This window comes from Pseudomonas sp. PS02303 (assembly GCF_029959925.1).
GTDB classification, from domain to species: Bacteria; Pseudomonadota; Gammaproteobacteria; order Pseudomonadales; family Pseudomonadaceae; genus Aquipseudomonas; species Aquipseudomonas mandelii.
The window spans coordinates 1-20,033 of sequence record NZ_JASCOM010000110.1 but is presented as its reverse complement, the minus strand read 5'-3'; the positions used below and the strand labels follow the sequence as shown (position 1 = coordinate 20,033).

Here is a 20,033-nt window from a genome sequence, read left to right as displayed (position 1 = left end):
GGCTCACTCCCACAGGAGGCTTCGGGTGCACACAAAATCTCTATTCACGCGATCCACTGTGGGAGTGAGCCTGCTCGCGATGAGGCCGGCTCAGGCTGCCGAGATATCAGGTGAACTCGAACGTATCAGCATCGAGATTCGCCGGAAACCGTGTGCGATAGGCTTGCAGATCCGCCGCATTCAGCACGACCTGGAACACGCCATCGGCTTCGCCGGCACTGAGCAATGTCTCACCCTGGAAATCCAGCACCTGACTATCACCGGTGTAAGCAAAGCCTTTGCCGTCGGTACCGATGCGATTGACCGCCGCCACGTAGCACAGGTTTTCAATCGCCCGCGCTGGCAGCAAACGGTTCCAATGCTGACGACGCGCGCCGGGCCAGTTGGCGGTGTAGAGCAGCAAGTCAGTGTCTTGTGCATCGCGGCTCCAGACCGGGAAACGCAAGTCGTAGCAAATCAGCGGCCGCACACGCCAGCCCTTGAGCTCGAACTGCACCTGGCGCTCGCCCGGTGTGTAGTGGTTGTGCTCACCGGCCATGCGGAAAAGGTGACGCTTGTCGTAGTGCCAGACTTCCCCGTCCGGCCGCGCCCACAACAGTCGATTGCGGTGGCTGCCATCAGCGGCCTGGACGATGACGCTGCCGGTGATCACCGCATCAAGTTTCGCCGCCTGGACACGTAGCCATTTGCTGGTCGGACCGTTTTCCGCTTCGGCGAGGGTCTGCGATTCCATGGAAAAACCGGTGGTGAACATCTCCGGCAGAATGATCAGATCCGCCCCGCGAGCCTGCTCAAGCAATGGCTCGAAATGCTCCAGGTTGGCCTGACGGTCGTGCCAGGCCAGGGTGGTCTGGATCAGCGCGACGTTCAGATTGGGCAGTGCACTCAGATCACGCATAGTTTTGCCGCTGCTTCACGCAACGTCTCCTCGCGTTTGGCGAAGCACAAGCGCACCAGGCGCTGGCCTTCAGGCGGTGTCTGGTAGAAAACCGAGATCGGGATGCTCGCCACGCCATGTTCACGGGTCATCCACAGCGCCATTTCGACGTCATTGAGGTCCGGGCGGATCTGCGAATAATCGACCAACTGAAAATACGTGCCGGTCACGCGCTTGAAGCTGAAACGCGACGATGCCAGCAGATCGCAGAACAGATCGCGCTTGGCCTGGTAGAAACCCGGCAGTTCTTCGACGTGTTCAGGATGTTCGGCCATGAAGTCGGCCAAGGCGTATTGCAGCGGGGTCACGCCGCAGAAACTGACGTACTGGTGAACCTTGCGCAGCTCGGCGGTGAGCGCCGGCGGTGCGACCACGTAGCCGGTTTTCCACCCGGTGACGTGATAGGTCTTGCCGAAAGAACTGACCACGAAGGCGCGCTGATACAGCTCTTCGTGATTCAGCACGCTGACGTGAGGCACGCCGTCGAAGACCAGGTGTTCGTAGACTTCGTCACTGACGATGTAGATGTCGCGATCCCGAATCAACGCTGCCAACTGGTCCAGCTCGGCACGGCTGATCAGCGCGCCACTCGGGTTATGCGGAGCGTTCAGCACGATCATCCGCGTGCGCGGCGTAATCGCTTCGGCGAGTTTCTCGAAGTCGATGGAAAAATCATTCAGACCCAGTTGCACATGCACGCATCGCCCACCGGCCAGCTCCACCGACGGCTCGTAGCTGTCGTAGCACGGATCGAACACGATCACTTCATCGCCGCTGTGGATAACCGCTTGAATCGCACAGAAGATCGCTTGGGTGGCACCGGGAGTGACCGTCACTTCATGGTCGGCATCCACGCTGACGCCGTAGGTGCGGGCGATCTTCGCCGAAATCTGCTGACGCAGCGCCGGCAGGCCGGTCATCGGTGAATATTGGTTGTGGCCATTGGCAATGTGCCGACCGACCGCATCGCACAGGGCTTGCGGCGCATCGAAATCAGGAAACCCCTGGGACAGGTTGATCGCCCCGGTTTGCGCCGCGAGCTGAGACATCTGAGTGAAGATAGTGATGCCGACATTCGGCAGCTTACTGGTGATCATCGGTAGCCCCTTGCAGGTGAGCTGCAAGTTTCAAGCTGCAAGCTGCAAGTGGTCAAGCAACAAACCATCAGACACAAAAAAGGGCTCTGACTTGAGCCCTTTTCTGCAGTGAGTTGAAGCTTGCAGCTTGATACTTAAAGCTGCTTCTATTTCTTATCGCGGCGCTTTTTGTCGGCCTTTTTGTGGTGCGACATCATGCGACGCTTCTTGTTGACCTGACGGTCGGTCAGCGTGGTCTTTTTGCCTTCGAACGGGTTCTCGCCGCCCTTGAACTCGATGCGGATCGGCGTACCGACCAGCTTCAAGACACGACGGTAAGTGTTTTCCAGATAACGGACGTAAGACTTCGGCACCTTCTCGATCTGGTTACCGTGGATCACGATGATCGGCGGGTTCGCACCACCCAAGTGGGCATAACGCAGCTTGATCCGGCGGTTGTTGACCATCGGCGGCGCATGCTCGCTGACCGCATCTTCCAGGATCGTGGTCAGGCGGTTGGTTGGCCAGCGGGTAACCGCGGACTTGAACGAGTTCTGTACGGAGGCATAGAGGTTGCCCACGCCCGTACCGTGCAGGGCCGAGATGAAGTGGATGTCGGCGTAGTCGACGAAGAACAGTCGACGTTGCAGCTCGACCTTCACGAAGTCACGCTCGCTCGGCGTCATGCCGTCCCACTTGTTGATCGCGATCACCAGCGCACGACCCGACTCAATGGCGAAGCCCAGCAGGTTGAGATCGTGATCGACCACACCCTCACGGGCGTCCATCACAAAGATCACCACGTTGGCGTCTTTGATCGCTTGCAGGGTTTTGACCACGGAGAACTTTTCGACTTCTTCGTGGATCTTGCCGCGCTTGCGCACACCGGCGGTGTCGATCAGCGTGTACTTCTCGTCGTTACGCTCGAACGGGATGTAGATGCTGTCGCGAGTGGTACCAGGCTCGTCATAGACGATAACCCGGTCTTCACCGAGCATGCGATTGACCAGGGTCGACTTGCCGACGTTCGGGCGGCCGATGATGGCGATCTTGATCCCGTCTTTTTCGCTAGGGCCAGGAATGCGCTTGGCTTCCTCGCCTTCGGCAACGATCTCTTCTTCGCCTTCTTCCTGTTCGTCATCGTCTTTCGGGAAGTCGCTCAGGGCGATTTCCAGCATCTGGGTGATGCCACGACCGTGGGCGCCGGCGATCGGAATCGCGTGGCCCATGCCCAACGGGGCGAACTCGGCGCGGGCCATTTCAGGGTCGATGTTGTCGACCTTGTTGGCAACCACGTAGGAACGCTTGTTACGTTTGCGCAAATGCTCGGCGATCATCTGGTCGGCGGCGGTAAAACCGGCCTTGGCATCTACCAGGAACAGAACGACATCCGCTTCTTCAATGGCCAGCAACGACTGCTCGGCCATTTTTTCGTCCATACCGTGCTCGTCACCGGAGATACCGCCGGTGTCGACCAGAATGTAGGAACGCCCTTGCCACTTGGCCTCACCGTATTGGCGATCACGGGTCAGACCGGACAAGTCGCCGACGATGGCGTCGCGAGTCCTGGTCAGGCGGTTGAACAAGGTGGACTTGCCGACGTTCGGTCGGCCCACCAGGGCGATTACGGGAACCATGCGGCTCTCCACTTCGTTATTTCAGAAAATACAAAAGCCGCTGCGAGGCAGCGGCTGGTGCTCGGGGCAGCGCTTGAAGGCGCCGCAAGCCTTGCAGAACAAGGCCGCCTGGGGGTTAAACCCCAAGCATAGTCAAACCTTTACTTAATGGTCAGGGCTTCCAGTTTGCCACTGTTGCCATATACATAAATCGTGTCACCCACCACCAGCGGACGGGCACGCAGGCCGTCGCTGTCGATGCGCTCGCGGCCGACGAAACGACCGTCCACCTGGCTCAGCAGGTGCAGGTAGCCTTCCATATCGCCGACTGCAACGTAGCTGGAGAACACTTCCGGAGCCGACAGTTGACGACGAGCCAGCGAATCGTTGCTCCACAAGGCTGTGGTGGAACGTTCGTCGACGCCTTCAACGGTGCCCGAAGACAGGCTCACGTAGACGCTGCCAAAACCCTGCGCGACGCCGGCATAGCTGGAAGCATCACGCTGCCAGAGCTGACGACCGCTTTGCAGGTCCAGTGCCGCAACGCGACCCTGGTAGCTGGCGACGTACAGCGTTTCGCCGGACAGCAGCAGGCCACCGTCGATATCGACCACACGCTCCAGTTCCGAACGACCTTGTGGAATCGCGACCCGTTGTTCCCACACCGGCACGCCGTTGGAAATATCGAGAGCGACCACTTTACCGGTCGACAGGCCAGCCACCGCGAGGCGGTTGGTGACGATCGGTGCGCTGGTGCCGCGCAAGGTCAGGACCGCAGGCGTGCTGTCATACAACCAGCGCTGGGTGCCGGTGGCGGCATCCAGACCAATCAGACGGTCGTCCTGAGTCTGAACCACAACCACGTCACCGTTGTTGGCCGGCGGTGCGAGTACTTCGCTGGACACGCGAGCGCGCCATTTCTCTTCACCATTGATCGCATCCAGAGCAACGATTTCGCCCTTGATGGTGCCGAACATGACCAGACCGTAACCCACGCCAACGGCGCCGGAAACAGGCAGTTCAAGGTCCTTCTTCCATTTGACGTCGCCGTTGCTGCGATCCAGCGCCATCACCACACCGGTGACGTCGGCAGCATAGATGGTATCGCCTTCGATCGCCGGAACCAGCATGTTGTAGGTTTCGCCCTGACCGTCACCGATCGAACGACTCCACTGCTTTTGCAGAACCACTTCTTCTTTGAAGTCGGTCAACTCGGCCGGTGGCAATTCTTTTTTGCTGTTGCTGCTGCAACCCGCGGCCAAAATGGCCAGAGCCAGCAATGCTGCATGTTTCCAACGGATCACGTCACGCATCCCCTTTGGCCAGGTCGTCCAGCTTGATTTGTAGGCCACCGACCGCCGCTTCATCCGACAGTGCCGCCTTGGCTTTTTGATACGCCGTGTTTGCTTCGTCGGTACGACCCAACTGCACCAGCAGGTCGCCTTTGAGTTCTTCGCGCGTGGCCAGGAATGCCTTGTCAGCATCGCCTTCGAGCAGCTTCAGGGCCTCATCGACCTTGTTCTGCGCCGCCAGTACCTGCGCCAGACGCTGACGGGCGATTTCGCCCAGCGCCGGGTTGGCCGGTTTTGCCACGATGGCTTTCAGCTCGGTGGCCGCGTCGTCCAGCTTGCCGCTGTCGACCGCGACTTTCGCCACGAACAAGCTGCCGTACTGTGCATAGGCGCTACCGCCGAACTCGCTGTTGAGCTTGCCGGCCAGGTCCGAAACACGGGCGGCATCGGGCTTGCCGTCAGGCGTCAGCGTGGTTTCGAGCAATTGCTGATAGAGAATCGAGGCGCCTTGCGACTGATTGCTCTGATACTTCTGAAAGGCCTGCCAGCCGAACACGATGACCAGCGCCAACAGGCCGCCAGTGACCAGGGGCTTGCCGTTGCGTGTCCACCAGTCCTTCAAATCTGCCAGGTTTTCGTCTTCGGTACTCGACACCCCAATACTCCTTAATCGCTAAATCGGCTGTTTATGACAGCTTCAACCCTGCACGACGCAGGTGGCCAGGTGTGCAGCAAGCGCATCCCAGGCAATGCTTTGTTGTTCGCCCTGGCCACGCAGGGGTTTGAAACCTACCACTTGCTGGGCCATTTCGTCGTCACCGAGGATCAGCGCATACAGCGCACCGCTCTTGTCGGCCTTCTTGAACTGGCTTTTGAAGCTGCCCGCGCCGGCATTGACTTGCAGGCGCAGGTTGGGCAATTGATCACGTACACGTTCACTCAGGGCCAGACCGGCCAGCTCGGCGGCTTCTCCGAAGGCGCAGAGGTAAACGTCGACCTGACGAGAGATCTCTTCCGGAATCTGCTCCAGGGTTTCAAGCAACAGCACCAGGCGCTCGATACCCATGGCGAAACCGACGCCCGGGGTTGGCTTGCCACCCATCTGCTCCACCAGACCGTCGTAACGACCACCGGCACACACGGTGCCCTGGGCGCCCAACTTGTCGGTGACCCATTCGAAAACGGTCTTGCTGTAGTAATCCAGCCCGCGAACCAGCTTCGGGTTGATCACGTAAGGAATGCCGGCGGTGTCCAGACGAGCCTTCAGGCCCTCGAAGTGCACACGGGACTCTTCGTCCAGGTAGTCGGCCATTTTCGGCGCATCGACCAGCACGGCTTGCGTGTCGGCGTTCTTGGTATCGAGCACCCGCAGAGGGTTGGTTTTCAGACGACGCTGGCTGTCTTCGTCCAGCTTGTCCAGACGGGACGAGAGGAACTCGACCAGCGCTTCGCGATAACGAGCACGGGACTCGGCGGTGCCCAGACTGTTGAGCTCAAGCTTGACCGCATCACGGATGCCCAGCTCGCCCCACAGGCGCCAGGTCAGCACGATCAGCTCGGCGTCGATGTCCGGACCGTCGAGGTTGAAGACCTCGCAACCGATCTGATGGAACTGGCGATAACGGCCTTTTTGAGGACGTTCGTGACGGAACATCGGGCCGATGTACCAAAGTTTCTGCACCTGACCACCGCCGGTGATGCCGTGCTCGAGCACAGCACGCACGCAGGCCGCCGTGCCTTCAGGGCGCAGGGTCAGGGAATCGCCGTTGCGGTCGTCGAAGGTGTACATCTCTTTTTCGACGATGTCGGTCACTTCACCAATAGAGCGCTTGAACAGCTCGGTGAACTCGACGATCGGCATGCGGATCTGCTTGTAACCGTAGTTATCCAGCAGACGCGAGACGGTGCCCTCGAAATGACGCCACAGCGGGGTCTGTTCGGGCAGGATGTCGTTCATGCCACGTATGGCTTGCAGAGACTTGCTCACTATAAATCCTTAAATTCGTTCGATCAGCCGCGGGCGATGACTGCCGCGTCGGCTTCGACCTTTTCGGCCGCTTTCTGGCGGATCAAGCGTTCAAGCTCATCCACCAGATTGTCATTCGTTAGTTTCTGCGACGGCTTGCCGTCGATGTAAATCAGGTTTGGCGTGCCGCCGGTCAAGCCGATATGGGCTTCCTTGGCTTCACCCGGCCCGTTGACCACGCAACCGATGACCGCGACATCCAGCGGCACCAGCAGATCTTCGAGGCGCCCTTCCAGTTCGTTCATGGTTTTGACCACATCGAAATTCTGCCGCGAGCAGCTCGGGCAGGCGATGAAGTTGATGCCACGGGAACGCAGGTGCAGGGATTTGAGAATGTCGTAGCCGACTTTCACTTCCTCGACCGGGTCGGCCGCCAACGAGATGCGAATAGTATCGCCAATCCCTTCGGCGAGCAGCATACCGAGGCCCACGGCGGATTTCACCGTGCCTGAGCGCAAACCACCGGCTTCGGTGATGCCCAGGTGCAGCGGCTGGACGATTTCCTTGGCCAGCAGGCGGTAGGCGGCGACGGCCATGAACACGTCGGAGGCCTTCACGCTGACCTTGAAGTCCTGGAAATTCAGGCGTTCAAGGTGCTCGACGTGACGCAGGGCAGACTCGACCAGCGCCGCCGGGGTCGGCTCGCCGTATTTCTTTTGCAGGTCTTTTTCCAGGGAACCGGCGTTGACGCCGATGCGGATCGGGATCCCGCGATCACGGGCGGCATCGACCACCGCGCGCACGCGGTCTTCACGACCGATGTTGCCCGGGTTGATCCGCAGGCAATCAACGCCCAGTTCGGCGACGCGCAGCGCAATCTTGTAGTCGAAGTGGATATCGGCAACCAACGGCACCTTGACCAATTGCTTGATCTTGCCGAAGGCTTCGGCGGCGTCCATGTCCGGCACGGAAATCCGCACGATATCGACACCAGCGGCTTCCAGACGATTGATCTGGGCCACGGTGGCGGCCACGTCATTGGTGTCGCTGTTCGTCATGCTCTGAACAGCGATGGGCGCATCGCCGCCGACGGGCACGTTACCGACCCAGATCTTGCGGGATTCGCGACGTTTGATTGGAGATTCGCCGTGCATGACTTATTGACCCAACTTCAGGCGAGCAGTCTCGCCACTGGTGAACGGAGCGACATCAACCGCCTGCCCGTTGTAGCTGACCTGCGCGCCACGGGCGAAGCCCAGACGCACGGCAAACGGCGGCTTGCCGCTGACGGAAACACTTTCGCCTTTACGCTTCAGACCGCTCAACAGCACTTTGCCGGTGCCATCGGTCACTTGCGTCCAGCAATCGGCGGTGAACTGCAGTTGAACCTGACCTTGGCCGGCAACCGGAGCTGCCGGTGCTGCCGGTGCTGGAGCGGGGATGGTCGGCGTCACCGAAGCGCTTGCAGGCGGAGTTGATACAACAGGAGCCGTCGGAGCCGGCGCTACGGGAGTCGCGACAACCGGAGCGGTGCTGTGCGCCGGTGCAGCAGGCGCTGGGACAGCGGGGGCAGTCGGCGCGGCGGCAGGCGCAGTGGCTTCAGTCCCGGCCGGTGCTTCAGTGGCGTTTTCGGCTTGCGGCAACGCCAACGCGGTTGCCCCGTCAACCTGACTTTCCGCGACGGCCTGGTCTTCCGGCTCGTCCAGCGGATGGATCTGGGTGGTGCCATCCGCGCCTTCGACTTCGACGTGTTCCGGGCTCGGGGTGATCAGGTCCTTGGTGCGCTGGGAGGTTTGATCCTGCCACCAGACAAAACCACCGCCAATCACTGCGATCAGCAACAGCAGGCTGACAATGCGCAAAATAGTGTGGGAAACCCGAACCGGTTCTTCGATACGCCCCAGGCTGTGGACGTTGCTGCCCTGGGAGTCGGTGCCGGTGGATTGGTCGAACTGCTGGACCAGAACGGTCTGGTCCATGCCCAACAATTTGGCATACGCGCGAATATAACCGCGAGCAAAGGTGTGCCCCGGCAGCTTGTCGAAAGCGCCGGCTTCCAGATTACTCAAGGAATTAACGGTGAGGTTGAGCTTGAGGGCCACTTCAGCCAGCGACCAGCCATTGCTTTCGCGGGCCTGGCGCAAAGTCTCACCGGGGTTAACGCGATTCGCTGCTACAACTTCGGGATGCGCCGCTTTCATCATTGCTCCGACAGGTATTGCTGATATTCCGGCGTACCGGGATAGAGTCGTTTTAGTTGCAGGCCAAAACTGGCGGCCTTGTCGCGATCTTCAAACACTTTTGCCAGCCGAACGCCGAGCAATAGACTACGTGCATTTTGCTCGGTGAGCAGGCTAAAACGATCGTAATAGTCACGCGCGGGCACATAATGCCTGTCTTCGAAGGACAACTCAGCCATTTCCAGCAATGCACGCGGTTGTTGGCGGTTCAAACGCAGGGCTTTTTCCAGTTGCTGCTGGGCCAGATCACGCTGACCCAGCTTCGAAGCGGTCATGCCCAGGTTCTCGAACACCCGCGAACGCTCAGGATACAGGGTATCGGCGGCGGCCTGTTCAAAGCGCTCGTAAGCCTCTTTGTAACGTTTTTCTTCGAAAAGAAAGCTGCCGTAGTTGTTCAGGATTCGAGCATCGTCGGGGCGGGAAGACAGCGCCTTGCGAAAGTGCTGGTCTGCCAGTTCAGGTTCCATTTCAGCCTGAAACACCAACCCAAGCGCCGCATTGGCATCCGGGTCCGAGTCATCCAGATCCAAGGCTTTCTTCAACGGCACTTTCGCCCGTTCGGTCATGCCTTGCTGCAAGTATCCCAAGCCCAGTTGCACATAGGCAGCACGCGCTTCATCGCGACCTTTGCTGGTTTTCATCGGGTTGAAATCGCCCGACAGGACGCAACCAGCACACAGGCTGGCCAACAGCAAAAGCAGCGCAAAGCGCAGGGACATAGAGATCCTCTCTTGATTTATTCCGCAGCGTTTTGAGCCATATCGTTCTCGGCGTTCAACTCACGCACGGCGATATAACGTTCGCTGCGACGGGTGCGATCCAGCACCTGCCCTACCAATTGGCCACACGCGGCATCGATGTCTTCACCGCGGGTGGTGCGCACGGTGACATTGAAGCCGGCATGGTGAAGCTGATCCTGGAAACGGCGAATCGCGTTGTTGCTCGGGCGCTCGTAACCGGAATGCGGGAACGGGTTAAACGGAATCAGGTTGATCTTGCACGGGATGTTCTTGAGCAACTCGATCATCTCAACGGCATGTTCAACCTTGTCGTTGATGTCCTTGAGCAAAGTGTACTCGATGGTCAGCACGCGCTTTTCGCCCAGGGACGACATGTAGCGCTGGCACGACTCGAGCAGCATCTTAAGCGGATATTTCTTGTTGATCGGCACCAATTGGTTACGCAATGCGTCGTTTGGTGCGTGCAGCGACAACGCCAGGGAGACGTCAATGTGCTTGGACAGCTCATCGATCATCGGCACCACGCCCGAAGTGGACAGGGTCACGCGGCGCTTGGAGATCCCGTAGCCCAGGTCATCCATCATCAGATGCATGGCGGCCACGACGTTGTCGAAGTTCAGCAGCGGCTCACCCATGCCCATCATCACCACGTTGGTGATGGCACGGTCGGCGGTCGCCGGGATGCTGCCGAACGATTTATTGGCAATCCACACCTGGCCGATGACTTCAGCGGCGGTGAGGTTGCTGTTGAAACCTTGCTTGCCGGTGGAGCAGAAACTGCAATCCAGGGCACAGCCTGCCTGGGACGAAACGCACAAAGTGCCGCGCTTGCCCTGGGGAATGTAAACGGTCTCGACGCAGCTGCCGGACGCCACGCGCACTACCCATTTACGGGTACCGTCGGTGGAGATGTCCTCGCTGACGACTTCAGGACCGCGAACTTCGGCAATAGCCTTGAGCTTGTCGCGCAAGGCCTTGCTGACGTTCGTCATGGCGTCGAAATCATCGACGCCAAGGTGGTGAATCCATTTCATTACCTGACCGGCACGGAAACGCTTCTCCCCGATTGAGTCGAAGAATTTTTCCATTTCCAGCTGAGTCAGACCCAGCAGGTTGGTTTTTACAGTCGATGTAGTCATGGATTCACCTTCACTCATAAGCCAATGCTTAGCGAGTGGTTACTTCAGTAGCTGCGAAGAAGTACGAGATTTCGCGAGCAGCAGCGGCTTCGGAGTCCGAACCGTGTACAGCGTTGGCATCGATGGAGTCAGCGAAGTCAGCACGGATGGTGCCGGCAGCAGCTTCTTTAGGGTTGGTAGCGCCCATCAGCTCACGGTTCAGAGCGATAGCGTTTTCGCCTTCCAGAACCTGAACGACAACTGGACCGGAGATCATGAAAGCAACCAGGTCGCCGAAGAAACCACGAGCGCTGTGCTCAGCGTAGAAGCCTTCAGCTTCGGCTTTGGACAGTTGCTTCATTTTCGAAGCTACAACCTTCAGGCCGGCTTTTTCGAAACGAGTGGTGATCTCGCCGATGACGTTTTTTGCAACAGCGTCAGGCTTGATGATGGAGAAAGTACGTTGAACAGCCATGGTGTAACTCCAGAAACGGTAATTTGCGAAAAATTAAACCCGCGAATTATACGCGGGTTCTTTGGTATTGCCTAACTGCATACGGCGCAGACTCAGTCTGCTTCTTCGATCCAGGCGGCCTGAATGGCTTCAAGTACCTTCTCGCCACCGCGGGTCGGATCATCACTGAACTCCGGCAATGCCAACACCCATTTGTGCAGATCGACGAAGTTCACATAACGCGGATCCACTTCCGGCCGGGATTCAGCCAGCTGGATCGCGATTTCCAGCACATCAACCCATTTCAGACTCATGACATTTCCTTGAATCAGTGCGGCGCTTCGGCCGCATGGTTGAGCGAGTACTTCGGAATTTCGACGGTCAGGTCTTCAGTCCCGACTTTTGCCTGACAGGCCAAGCGTGAGTGGGGCTCCAGCCCCCAAGCCTTATCAAGATAGTCTTCTTCCAGCTCATCGGCCTCTTCCAGCGAGTCAAAGCCCTCGCGAATCAGGCAATGGCAGGTGGTGCAGGCGCAGACGCCGCCGCAAGCGCTTTCCATCTCGATATGGTGTTCGTGAGCCAGTTCGAGGATGGAGATGCCGGGTTCAGCCTCCACAACCATGCCGTCCGGGCAAAACTTCTCGTGTGGCAGAAAAATGACCTGCGGCATCGTTATTCCTCAATCTCATTCAAGTTGCGCCCCGCCAGCGCGGCTTTCACCGTTGAGTCCAGGCGGCGGGCAGCAAAAGCGTCGGTCACTTGCGACAGACGCTTGGTCTGCTGCTCGATGGCGAAACCATCGGTACCTTTCATCAGTTCGGTCAGTTCCTGCATCTGCAACTCGATGACCATGCGCTCTTCGGCGTCGAGCAAGCGCTCACCGTCGACATCAAGGGCAGCCTGCACCGCTTCGATCAGGCGCTGGGCGTCGACCTGCTGCTCACGCAACACACGGGCGACCTTGTCGTCGTTGGCGTGCTGGAACGATTCCTTGAGCATTTTGGCGATTTCGCCGTCGGTCAGACCGTAGGACGGCTTGACCTGAATGCTGGCCTCGACGCCTGAACCCAACTCGCGAGCGGAGACACTGAGCAGACCGTCGGCATCGACCTGGAACGTCACGCGGATTTTCGCAGCACCGGCGACCATGGCCGGAATGCCGCGCAATTCGAAGCGCGCCAGGGAACGGCAGTCGCTGATCAGCTCACGCTCGCCCTGCAGCACGTGAATCGCCATGGCCGACTGGCCGTCTTTGTAAGTCGTGAAGTCCTGGGCGCGGGCAACGGGGATGGTGGTGTTGCGTGGGATCACCTTCTCCATCAGGCCGCCCATGGTTTCCAGCCCCAGGGACAACGGAATGACGTCGAGCAAGAGCAATTCGCCGCCATCGCGCTTGTTGCCAGCTAACGTATCGGCCTGGATCGCAGCCCCAATGGCCACCACTTGATCCGGATCGATTTCAGTCAGCGGCTGGCGACCAAAGGCTTCAGCGACGGCTTCACGAACGCGAGGCACGCGCGTCGAGCCGCCGACCATGACCACAGCGTGCACTTCGTCCAGCTCGATGCCGGAATCACGCACCGCGCGGCGGCAGGCTTTCAGGCTGCGCGCGACCATTGGCTCAATCAGCGCATCGAAGGCTTCGCGGGTCAGTTGCGCTTTCCAGTCGCCGTAAGCGACTTCAACCGTCGAGGCATTGGTCAGGGCTTCTTTGGCCGCACAAGCGGTTTGCAGCAGATGGCGCTGAGCACCCGGGTCGAGGTCGGCGGACAAGCCGGCGCTCTCGATGATCCAGCCAGCGATGGCGTGGTCAAAGTCATCGCCACCCAAGGCGCTATCGCCACCGGTAGCGAGGACTTCGAATACACCGCCCGTCAGGCGCAGGATCGAAATATCAAACGTACCGCCACCCAGGTCGTAAATCGCGACCAGGCCTTCGGCATGCTGATCCAGACCGTAAGCCACAGCGGCTGCGGTCGGTTCATTGAGCAAACGCAGCACGTTCAGACCGGCCAGCTTGGCCGCATCCTTGGTCGCTTGACGCTGAGCATCATCGAAATAGGCCGGAACGGTGATCACCGCGCCCACCAACTCGCCGCCCAATGCCGCTTCAGCACGCTGACGCAGCACCTTGAGGATATCGGCGGAGACTTCGACCGGGCTTTTCGGCCCCTGAATCGTGTCGATGAACGGCATGTGCGACTCGCCACCGACAAAGCGGTATGGCAGTTGGTCGCCCAATTGCTTGACGTCGGACAGACCACGACCCATCAAGCGCTTGACCGACAGCACGGTGTTCAAAGGATCGGTAGCGGCCGCCAGCTTGGCGGACTCGCCGACTTCGACGCGATCGGCGTGGTAGCGCACGGCGGACGGCAGGATGACCTGCCCTTCGGCGTCGGCCAGAGGCTCGGAAAGACCACTGCGCAACGCAGCGACCAGCGAATTGGTAGTGCCCAAGTCGATCCCCACAGCCAGACGACGCTGGTGCGGTTGAGGACTTTGGCCGGGTTCGGCGATCTGCAGTAGGGCCATCGTTATCAGGACTTATCTGTATATCAGGCGTGCGACCGGAGCGGCACTGGGTTAATCGTCGAGGCGCTCTTCTAACTGGCGCACTTCGTAGGTGAGCTTGTCGAGGAACTGCATGCGCCGCATCAGGCGTTCGGCCTGTTCACGTTGCGCTGCATCATCCCAACAGGCTGCGAAGCTTTCGTTCAGTTCATCCTGAGCCGTCTTCAGGCGACGCTTGAACACTGCAACACCCGCCAGGTCGGCGCTGTCTTGCAGGTCTTCGAGCTCTTCACGCAATTCCATCTGCTGCAGAAGGAATTCCGGATCATGCACCGTGACCTCCAGCGGCAGCTCGCCTCCATTCAAAGCGAGCAGGTATCGCGCGCGCTTTGGGGGACTTTTGAGCGTCTGATAGGCCTCGTTGAGGCTCGCGGATTGCTCCAGCGCCAGCCGCTGCTCGCGCTCGGAAGCGTCTGCAAAGCGGTCCGGATGAACACCGCGCGCCAACTCACGATAGCGCGTGGCCAACTGATCGAGATCCAGACGGAAGCTCGGCTGCAGTTCAAATAAAGCGAAATGACAAGGAGTACCCACGAGCAGCCTCAGATATTGAAGCTTTCGCCGCAGCCACATTCACCGCGCACGTTGGGGTTGTTGAACTTGAAGCCTTCGTTCAACCCTTCCTTGACGAAATCGAGTTCGGTGCCGTCCAGGTAGGCCAGGCTTTTCGGGTCGATGATCACTTTCTCGCCGTGACTTTCGAACACCTGATCCTCTGCAACCACCTCGTCGACAAACTCCAGCACGTAGGCAAGGCCGGAACAACCTGTGGTGCGAACACCCAGGCGAATCCCCTCACCTTTGCCGCGCCCGTTAAGGGAGCGTCGCACGTGTTGAGCAGCCGCTTCTGTCATGCTGATAGCCATCGTTGACTCCTTACTCGTCGCTTAATGCTTAGATCAAGCCTTTCTTCTGCTTGTAGTCGCGAACGGCCGCTTTGATAGCGTCTTCAGCGAGTACGGAGCAGTGAATTTTTACCGGCGGCAGTGCCAGTTCTTCGGCCAGCTGAGTGTTCTTGATGGTCTCTGCTTCATCCAGAGTCTTGCCTTTCATCCACTCGGTCGCCAGGGAGCTGGAGGCGATCGCCGAACCGCAACCATAGGTCTTGAACTTGGCGTCTTCGATAATGCCTTGCTCGTTGACCTTGATCTGCAGGCGCATCACATCGCCGCACGCCGGAGCGCCGACCATGCCGGTGCCGACATCAGGGTCTTCCGCGTCCATCTTGCCGACGTTGCGCGGGTTTTCGTAGTGGTCGATGACCTTTTCGCTGTAAGCCATGATTCTTAATCCTCACTCATCAGAGAGTCGCTCTTGAGCCCTGAAAACCTTGGTTTTGCAGGGCCGGTTTGCGGCGACTTGAAATCAGTGTGCCGCCCACTCGATTTTCGAAATGTCGACACCGTCTTTGTACATGTCCCACAGCGGCGACAGGGTGCGCAGCTTGGTAACGGCCTCGCAGACTTTCTGCGCGGCGTAGTCGATTTCTTCTTCGGTGGTGAAACGGCCGAAGGTGAAACGGATCGAGCTATGGGCCAGTTCGTCGTTGCGGCCCAGGGCACGCAGTACATACGAAGGCTCAAGCGATGCCGAGGTGCAGGCCGAACCGGACGAAACCGCCAGATCCTTGAGCGCCATGATCAGCGACTCGCCTTCAACGTAGTTGAAGCTCAGGTTCAGGTTGTGCGGTACGCGGGCGGTCATGCTGCCGTTGATGTACAGCTCTTCCAGGCCTTCGACCTGCTTGAAGAAACGGTCGCTCAGGGCTTTGATACGGATGTTCTCGGCCGCCATGTCTTCCTTGGCTACGCGGAACGCTTCACCCATGCCGACGATCTGGTGGGTCGCCAGGGTGCCGGAACGCATGCCACGCTCGTGACCGCCGCCGTGCATGGTCGCTTCGATGCGAACACGCGGCTTGCGGCTGACGTACAGCGCGCCGATACCTTTAGGGCCGTAGGTTTTGTGGGCAGAGAACGACATCAGGTCGACTTTCAGCTTCTGCAAGTCAATCTCGACCTTGCCAGTGGACTGAGCGGCGTCGACGTGGAACAGAATTCCCTTGGAGCGGGTCAGTTCGCCGATGGCTGCGATGTCATTGATGGTGCCGATTTCGTTGTTCACGTGCATGACCGAGACCAGGATGGTGTCGTCGCGCAGGGCGGCTTCGATCATCGCTGGCGTAACCAGGCCGTCAGTCTGAGGCTCGAGGTAGGTCACTTCGAAACCTTCACGCTCCAGTTGGCGCATGGTGTCGAGGACAGCCTTGTGCTCAATCTTGGTGGTGATCAGGTGTTTGCCTTTGGTCGCATAGAAATGCGCCGCACCCTTGATTGCCAGGTTGTCGGACTCGGTGGCACCGGAGGTCCAGACGATTTCACGCGGGTCGGCGTTAACCAGGTCAGCGACCTGACGACGAGCGTTTTCGACGGACTCTTCAGCTTTCCAGCCGAACACGTGGGAACGGGACGCCGGGTTACCGAAGTTTCCGTCGACCAGCAGGCATTCACTCATCTTTTGCGCAACACGCGGATCAACCGGGGTGGTCGCAGAGTAATCAAGGTAAATCGGCAATTTCATGGACTATCTCCTAATCAGGCTGGCTGGCGTACCGCTTTGCTCTCTGGCTGTCATTCGACGGCGGACGCTTCAATCTTGTCCAGGCGTGGCGCCTTGCTGTTGCAACGGCGCTGGTCCTGACGCTGGGCTACTTCTTGCACCTCACGGCGAGTTACAAGGTCAGCCAAGCTGATACCGCTCAGAAATTCGTGAATCTGCAGGCTCAGATCGCACCACAAGTGGTGGGTCAGGCAGGTGTCGCCTTGATGGCAATCACCCTGGCCCTGGCATTTGGTTGCATCGACCGATTCGTTCACCGCATCGATCACCTGGGCGACCTGGATGCCCTGCATGTCGCGGGACAGTTGGTAGCCACCGCCCGGACCACGAACGCTGGAGACCAGATTGCTGCGGCGCAATTTGGCGAAAAGCTGTTCGAGGTAGGACAGGGAGATGCCTTGGCGCTCGGAGATATCGGCCAGGGACACCGGCCCGTGCTGCGCGTGCAACGCCAGGTCGAGCATGGCGGTTACGGCGTATCGGCCTTTTGTAGTCAGTCGCATGGACAATTACCACGGAGTTCGGAATGGGGCGAGTATGCAATTCCCGAGTATTTAAGTCAACTATAAGACCTAGTACTTTAGTCAGGATTACCCGCAAAAGAGCGCGCGCATCATAGCAAAGGCTGGCCGCGTACAGCCAGCAGTACCGCGTTATCGTTCTTCGCGGGCAAGCCTCGCTCCTACAGGGGTCGCGCCAAGGCTTGCCCGTGAAGGGGTCGGGGCGGTTTAACTGGCCTGGCTCTGATCCTTGTCCTTCACACAGGCAAAGTCTTCTTCGCGCAGCTCAGGCAGATCTTTCGCACAGTAATTACTGCCCAGGTCCTTCAACGCTCCGCACATCCCCTCCAGACGGCCATCGACTGCCTGCAGGTGATCGAGCAATTGGTTGATAGCCCGCGCTACCGGGTCAGGCATGTCTTCGCCAACACCGTAGGCATCGAAACCGATCTTCTCGGCCATGGCCTTGCGCTTGGCGTCCTGCTCTTCATCGGACTTGACGATGATCCGCCCCGGAATCCCGACCACCGTGGCCCCGGCCGGAACCGCCTTGGTCACGACGGCGTTGGAACCGACCTTGGCACCCGCGCCCACCGTGAACGGACCGAGGACCTTGGCGCCCGCTCCTACCACCACGCCATCTTCCAGCGTCGGGTGACGCTTGCCCTTGTTCCAGCTGGTACCACCCAACGTCACGCCCTGATAAAGGGTGACATCGTTGCCGATCTCGGCGGTCTCGCCAATGACGATGCCCATGCCATGGTCAATAAAGAAGCGACGACCGACCTTGGCGCCGGGGTGAATCTCGATCCCGGTCAGCCAGCGACCGAAGTTAGAGACAACCCGCGCCAGCCACTTCCAGCCCATACCCCACAGGGCCGATGACAGGCGATGGATCCAGATGGCGTGCATGCCGGGGTAGCAGGTCAGGACTTCAAAGGCGTTGCGCGCTGCCGGGTCACGATGGAAAACACTCTGGATATCTTCACGCAAACGCTCGAACATTTTTAATCCTTCCGCTTTAGAAGCTCGCCACGGGCCGCTTTCTGGGTTTCCGTGAGGATGCCACGCAATATATTCATTTCCGCCCGGCTGACCGAGCTGCGACCGTACAACCGGCGCAGGCGCGCCATCAAGTGCCGTGGTTTTTCCGGATCGAGGAATTCGATGGCTACCAGGGTTTGCTCCAGGTGCTCATAGAATCGCTCCAGCTCATCCATGGTCGCCAGCTCACCACTTTTGGTGGACGCTACCTCATCCTTCTCGACCTTGCTCGGCTGGCCTTGGGCCGCGAGCCAGGACATGCGCACTTCATAACTCAACACCTGCACCGCTGCCCCAAGGTTCAGCGAACTGAACTCAGGGTCTGATGGAATGTGCACGTGATAATGACATCGCTGCAGCTCTTCATTGGTCAGGCCGGAATCTTCACGACCAAAGACCAAGGCAATCTCGGCACCCGATGCCGCTTCCTCGACCACCTTCACACCGCATTCGCGGGGATCGAGCAACGGCCAGGGGATGCGACGGTCACGGGCGCTGGTGCCAAGCACCAGATTGCAGCCGACCAAGGCATCTTCCAAGGTGGCGACGACTTGCGCGTTTTCAAGGATGTCCCCGGCGCCGGAAGCACGGGCATCGGCCTCGTGATGCGGGAACAACCGCGGTTCGACCAGCACCAGCCGCGACAGGCCCATGTTCTTCATGGCACGCGCAGCCCCGCCGATGTTGCCGGGGTGGCTGGTATTGACCAGGACGACACGAATGTTATGCAGCACGGGAGGCGTTCTCGAACACAAATTTGGGAGCAGAATCTTACAGTTGATCCTACCGTTAAGCTATGAAAGCGAACACCAACCTTCACCTGTAGAAAAGTTCTGATAGAATGCCCGGCTTTCTTTAACAACCTTAGGTGACACATCCATGCAGCCCATGCTGAATATCGCGCTGCGCGCCGCCCGCAGCGCCAGTGAATTGATCTTCCGCTCCATCGAGCGCCTGGATACCATCAAGGTCGACGAAAAAGACGCCAAGGATTATGTATCCGAGGTGGATCGCGCCGCCGAACAGAAAATCATCGACGCGCTGCGCAAGGCCTACCCGAATCACTCGATCCTGGGTGAAGAAACCGGCATGCACGCCGGCACCGGGATCGAAGGCGAAGAATACCTGTGGATCATCGATCCGCTGGACGGCACCACCAACTTCCTGCGCGGCATTCCTCACTTCGCTGTCAGCATCGCCTGCAAATACCGCGGTCGCCTGGAGCACGCTGTTGTTCTGGACCCGGTTCGCCAGGAAGAATTCACCGCCAGCCGTGGTCGCGGCGCTCAACTGAACGGTCGTCGCCTGCGCGTCAGCGGTCGCACCAGCCTGGACGGCGCCCTGCTGGGTACCGGCTTCCCGTTCCGTGACGACCAGATGGACAACCTCGACAACTACCTGGGCATGTTCCGCGCCCTGGTAGGCCAGACCGCCGGCATCCGCCGCGCAGGTTCGGCGAGCCTGGACCTGGCCTACGTGGCTGCCGGTCGTTTTGACGCCTTCTGGGAGTCGGGCCTGTCCGAGTGGGACATGGCGGCAGGCGCCCTGCTGATCCAGGAAGCCGGCGGCTTGGTGAGCGACTTCACCGGTGGCCACGACTTCCTTGAGAAAGGCCACGTCGTTGCAGGCAACACCAAGTGCTTCAAGGCAGTATTGACGGCGATCCAGCCGCACCTGCCGGCCTCGCTGAAACGCTAAGCGAACGCCCACAAAAAAGCACCCTTCGGGGTGCTTTTTTTATGCCCGGGATTCGCTCCCAAGCACACCACCCATTCCCTGTGGGAGCGAGCCTGCTCGCGAAGGCGTCCTCACATCCAGCAATGGAGGTGGCTGATACACCGCTTTCGCGAGCAGGCT

Annotated in this window: 22 protein-coding genes; 1 reads left to right on the top strand and 21 read right to left on the bottom strand. The window is 59.2% G+C overall.

Translation table 11 applies throughout. The features are described 5' to 3' along the window. Nucleotides 1–106 precede the first annotated feature (106 nt). From QMX98_RS21265 to trmJ, 21 genes are all read right to left on the bottom strand, one after another. Nucleotides 107–898 carry an amidohydrolase gene (locus QMX98_RS21265; RefSeq protein ID WP_010457836.1) on the bottom strand — a complete coding sequence of 264 codons (792 nt, stop codon included), beginning with the start codon at nucleotides 896–898 and terminating at the stop codon, nucleotides 107–109. Then, nucleotides 886–2,034, bottom strand: a complete 1,149-nt coding sequence (locus tag QMX98_RS21260) for a pyridoxal phosphate-dependent aminotransferase (RefSeq protein ID WP_077749337.1) — start codon at nucleotides 2,032–2,034, stop codon at nucleotides 886–888. The genes QMX98_RS21265 and QMX98_RS21260 overlap by 13 nt, the downstream gene beginning before the upstream one ends. Before the next feature lie 146 nt (nucleotides 2,035–2,180). Next, complete coding sequence (der, locus tag QMX98_RS21255) at nucleotides 2,181–3,650, bottom strand: ribosome biogenesis GTPase Der (RefSeq protein WP_010457840.1); 1,470 nt, start codon at nucleotides 3,648–3,650, stop codon at nucleotides 2,181–2,183. A 140-nt stretch (nucleotides 3,651–3,790) separates the two neighbouring features. Further along, complete coding sequence (gene bamB, locus QMX98_RS21250) at nucleotides 3,791–4,942, bottom strand: outer membrane protein assembly factor BamB (protein WP_042932605.1); 1,152 nt, start codon at nucleotides 4,940–4,942, stop codon at nucleotides 3,791–3,793. Continuing rightward, a complete protein-coding gene (locus tag QMX98_RS21245; RefSeq protein ID WP_010457845.1) occupies nucleotides 4,935–5,576 on the bottom strand; it encodes a tetratricopeptide repeat protein in 642 nt (213 codons plus the stop codon). The genes bamB and QMX98_RS21245 overlap by 8 nt, the downstream gene beginning before the upstream one ends. A gap of 42 nt (nucleotides 5,577–5,618) precedes the next feature. Continuing rightward, a complete protein-coding gene (hisS, locus tag QMX98_RS21240; protein ID WP_010457847.1) occupies nucleotides 5,619–6,908 on the bottom strand; it encodes a histidine--tRNA ligase in 1,290 nt (429 codons plus the stop codon). A 23-nt stretch (nucleotides 6,909–6,931) separates the two neighbouring features. Further along, nucleotides 6,932–8,041, bottom strand: coding sequence for a flavodoxin-dependent (E)-4-hydroxy-3-methylbut-2-enyl-diphosphate synthase (gene ispG / locus QMX98_RS21235; protein WP_010457850.1), 1,110 nt, complete (start codon nucleotides 8,039–8,041; stop codon nucleotides 6,932–6,934). Between the two features lie 3 nt (nucleotides 8,042–8,044). Beyond that, a complete protein-coding gene (locus tag QMX98_RS21230; RefSeq protein WP_282411340.1) occupies nucleotides 8,045–9,088 on the bottom strand; it encodes a RodZ family helix-turn-helix domain-containing protein in 1,044 nt (347 codons plus the stop codon). Then, on the bottom strand, nucleotides 9,088–9,846 hold the full coding sequence (pilW, locus tag QMX98_RS21225; protein WP_010457854.1) for a type IV pilus biogenesis/stability protein PilW: 759 nt from the start codon (nucleotides 9,844–9,846) through the stop codon (nucleotides 9,088–9,090). The genes QMX98_RS21230 and pilW overlap by 1 nt, the downstream gene beginning before the upstream one ends. Nucleotides 9,847–9,863: 17 nt before the next feature. Beyond that, a complete protein-coding gene (rlmN, locus tag QMX98_RS21220) occupies nucleotides 9,864–11,006 on the bottom strand; it encodes a 23S rRNA (adenine(2503)-C(2))-methyltransferase RlmN (protein ID WP_010457857.1) in 1,143 nt (380 codons plus the stop codon). Between the two features lie 28 nt (nucleotides 11,007–11,034). Then, a complete protein-coding gene (ndk, locus tag QMX98_RS21215; RefSeq protein WP_010457859.1) occupies nucleotides 11,035–11,460 on the bottom strand; it encodes a nucleoside-diphosphate kinase in 426 nt (141 codons plus the stop codon). A gap of 92 nt (nucleotides 11,461–11,552) precedes the next feature. Next, the gene (gene iscX, locus QMX98_RS21210) at nucleotides 11,553–11,753 is read right to left on the bottom strand and encodes a Fe-S cluster assembly protein IscX (RefSeq protein ID WP_047538086.1); all 201 of its coding nucleotides are present in this window, start codon (nucleotides 11,751–11,753) and stop codon (nucleotides 11,553–11,555) included. 14 nt (nucleotides 11,754–11,767) lie between these two features. Next, nucleotides 11,768–12,109: an ISC system 2Fe-2S type ferredoxin gene (gene fdx, locus QMX98_RS21205; RefSeq protein ID WP_010457863.1), complete on the bottom strand. Its 342-nt coding sequence runs from the start codon at nucleotides 12,107–12,109 to the stop codon at nucleotides 11,768–11,770. 2 nt (nucleotides 12,110–12,111) lie between these two features. After that, nucleotides 12,112–13,974: a Fe-S protein assembly chaperone HscA gene (hscA, locus tag QMX98_RS21200; RefSeq protein WP_083375808.1), complete on the bottom strand. Its 1,863-nt coding sequence runs from the start codon at nucleotides 13,972–13,974 to the stop codon at nucleotides 12,112–12,114. Between the two features lie 51 nt (nucleotides 13,975–14,025). Then, nucleotides 14,026–14,547, bottom strand: a complete 522-nt coding sequence (hscB, locus tag QMX98_RS21195) for a co-chaperone HscB (protein WP_010457866.1) — start codon at nucleotides 14,545–14,547, stop codon at nucleotides 14,026–14,028. Between the two features lie 8 nt (nucleotides 14,548–14,555). Further along, nucleotides 14,556–14,879 carry an iron-sulfur cluster assembly protein IscA gene (iscA, locus tag QMX98_RS21190; RefSeq protein WP_007903589.1) on the bottom strand — a complete coding sequence of 108 codons (324 nt, stop codon included), beginning with the start codon at nucleotides 14,877–14,879 and terminating at the stop codon, nucleotides 14,556–14,558. Between the two features lie 28 nt (nucleotides 14,880–14,907). Next, nucleotides 14,908–15,294 (bottom strand): Fe-S cluster assembly scaffold IscU, encoded by a 387-nt coding sequence (gene iscU, locus QMX98_RS21185; RefSeq protein ID WP_003443374.1) that lies wholly within the window; start codon nucleotides 15,292–15,294, stop codon nucleotides 14,908–14,910. Nucleotides 15,295–15,378: 84 nt separating this feature from the next. Further along, nucleotides 15,379–16,593, bottom strand: coding sequence for an IscS subfamily cysteine desulfurase (locus QMX98_RS21180; RefSeq protein WP_010457878.1), 1,215 nt, complete (start codon nucleotides 16,591–16,593; stop codon nucleotides 15,379–15,381). 50 nt (nucleotides 16,594–16,643) lie between these two features. Further along, nucleotides 16,644–17,135 (bottom strand): Fe-S cluster assembly transcriptional regulator IscR, encoded by a 492-nt coding sequence (iscR, locus tag QMX98_RS21175; protein WP_007903581.1) that lies wholly within the window; start codon nucleotides 17,133–17,135, stop codon nucleotides 16,644–16,646. Between the two features lie 225 nt (nucleotides 17,136–17,360). Further along, nucleotides 17,361–18,137, bottom strand: a complete 777-nt coding sequence (gene cysE / locus QMX98_RS21170; protein WP_010457882.1) for a serine O-acetyltransferase — start codon at nucleotides 18,135–18,137, stop codon at nucleotides 17,361–17,363. A gap of 2 nt (nucleotides 18,138–18,139) precedes the next feature. Continuing rightward, on the bottom strand, nucleotides 18,140–18,910 hold the full coding sequence (trmJ, locus tag QMX98_RS21165; RefSeq protein WP_010457884.1) for a tRNA (cytosine(32)/uridine(32)-2'-O)-methyltransferase TrmJ: 771 nt from the start codon (nucleotides 18,908–18,910) through the stop codon (nucleotides 18,140–18,142). Nucleotides 18,911–19,055: 145 nt separating this feature from the next. On the opposite strand from trmJ, the gene suhB reads away from it, so the two are divergent. Next, a complete protein-coding gene (gene suhB / locus QMX98_RS21160; RefSeq protein ID WP_008053258.1) occupies nucleotides 19,056–19,874 on the top strand; it encodes an inositol-phosphate phosphatase in 819 nt (272 codons plus the stop codon). Nucleotides 19,875–20,033 lie beyond the last annotated feature (159 nt).

What these genes read in the sequence shown, in the direction of transcription:
- QMX98_RS21265 (WP_010457836.1), bottom strand. Translation starts at nt 898, where the DNA reads ATGCGTGATCTGAGTGCACTGCCCAATCTGAACGTCGCGCTGATCCAG.
- QMX98_RS21260 (WP_077749337.1), bottom strand. Translation starts at nt 2,034, where the DNA reads ATGATCACCAGTAAGCTGCCGAATGTCGGCATCACTATCTTCACTCAG.
- der (WP_010457840.1), bottom strand. Translation starts at nt 3,650, where the DNA reads ATGGTTCCCGTAATCGCCCTGGTGGGCCGACCGAACGTCGGCAAGTCC.
- bamB (WP_042932605.1), bottom strand. Translation starts at nt 4,942, where the DNA reads ATGCGTGACGTGATCCGTTGGAAACATGCAGCATTGCTGGCTCTGGCC.
- ispG (WP_010457850.1), bottom strand. Translation starts at nt 8,041, where the DNA reads ATGCACGGCGAATCTCCAATCAAACGTCGCGAATCCCGCAAGATCTGG.
- QMX98_RS21230 (WP_282411340.1), bottom strand. Translation starts at nt 9,088, where the DNA reads ATGAAAGCGGCGCATCCCGAAGTTGTAGCAGCGAATCGCGTTAACCCC.
- pilW (WP_010457854.1), bottom strand. Translation starts at nt 9,846, where the DNA reads ATGTCCCTGCGCTTTGCGCTGCTTTTGCTGTTGGCCAGCCTGTGTGCT.
- rlmN (WP_010457857.1), bottom strand. Translation starts at nt 11,006, where the DNA reads ATGACTACATCGACTGTAAAAACCAACCTGCTGGGTCTGACTCAGCTG.
- ndk (WP_010457859.1), bottom strand. Translation starts at nt 11,460, where the DNA reads ATGGCTGTTCAACGTACTTTCTCCATCATCAAGCCTGACGCTGTTGCA.
- iscX (WP_047538086.1), bottom strand. Translation starts at nt 11,753, where the DNA reads ATGAGTCTGAAATGGGTTGATGTGCTGGAAATCGCGATCCAGCTGGCT.
- fdx (WP_010457863.1), bottom strand. Translation starts at nt 12,109, where the DNA reads ATGCCGCAGGTCATTTTTCTGCCACACGAGAAGTTTTGCCCGGACGGC.
- hscA (WP_083375808.1), bottom strand. Translation starts at nt 13,974, where the DNA reads ATGGCCCTACTGCAGATCGCCGAACCCGGCCAAAGTCCTCAACCGCAC.
- iscA (WP_007903589.1), bottom strand. Translation starts at nt 14,879, where the DNA reads ATGGCTATCAGCATGACAGAAGCGGCTGCTCAACACGTGCGACGCTCC.
- iscU (WP_003443374.1), bottom strand. Translation starts at nt 15,294, where the DNA reads ATGGCTTACAGCGAAAAGGTCATCGACCACTACGAAAACCCGCGCAAC.
- QMX98_RS21180 (WP_010457878.1), bottom strand. Translation starts at nt 16,593, where the DNA reads ATGAAATTGCCGATTTACCTTGATTACTCTGCGACCACCCCGGTTGAT.
- iscR (WP_007903581.1), bottom strand. Translation starts at nt 17,135, where the DNA reads ATGCGACTGACTACAAAAGGCCGATACGCCGTAACCGCCATGCTCGAC.
- cysE (WP_010457882.1), bottom strand. Translation starts at nt 18,137, where the DNA reads ATGTTCGAGCGTTTGCGTGAAGATATCCAGAGTGTTTTCCATCGTGAC.
- suhB (WP_008053258.1), top strand. Translation starts at nt 19,056, where the DNA reads ATGCAGCCCATGCTGAATATCGCGCTGCGCGCCGCCCGCAGCGCCAGT.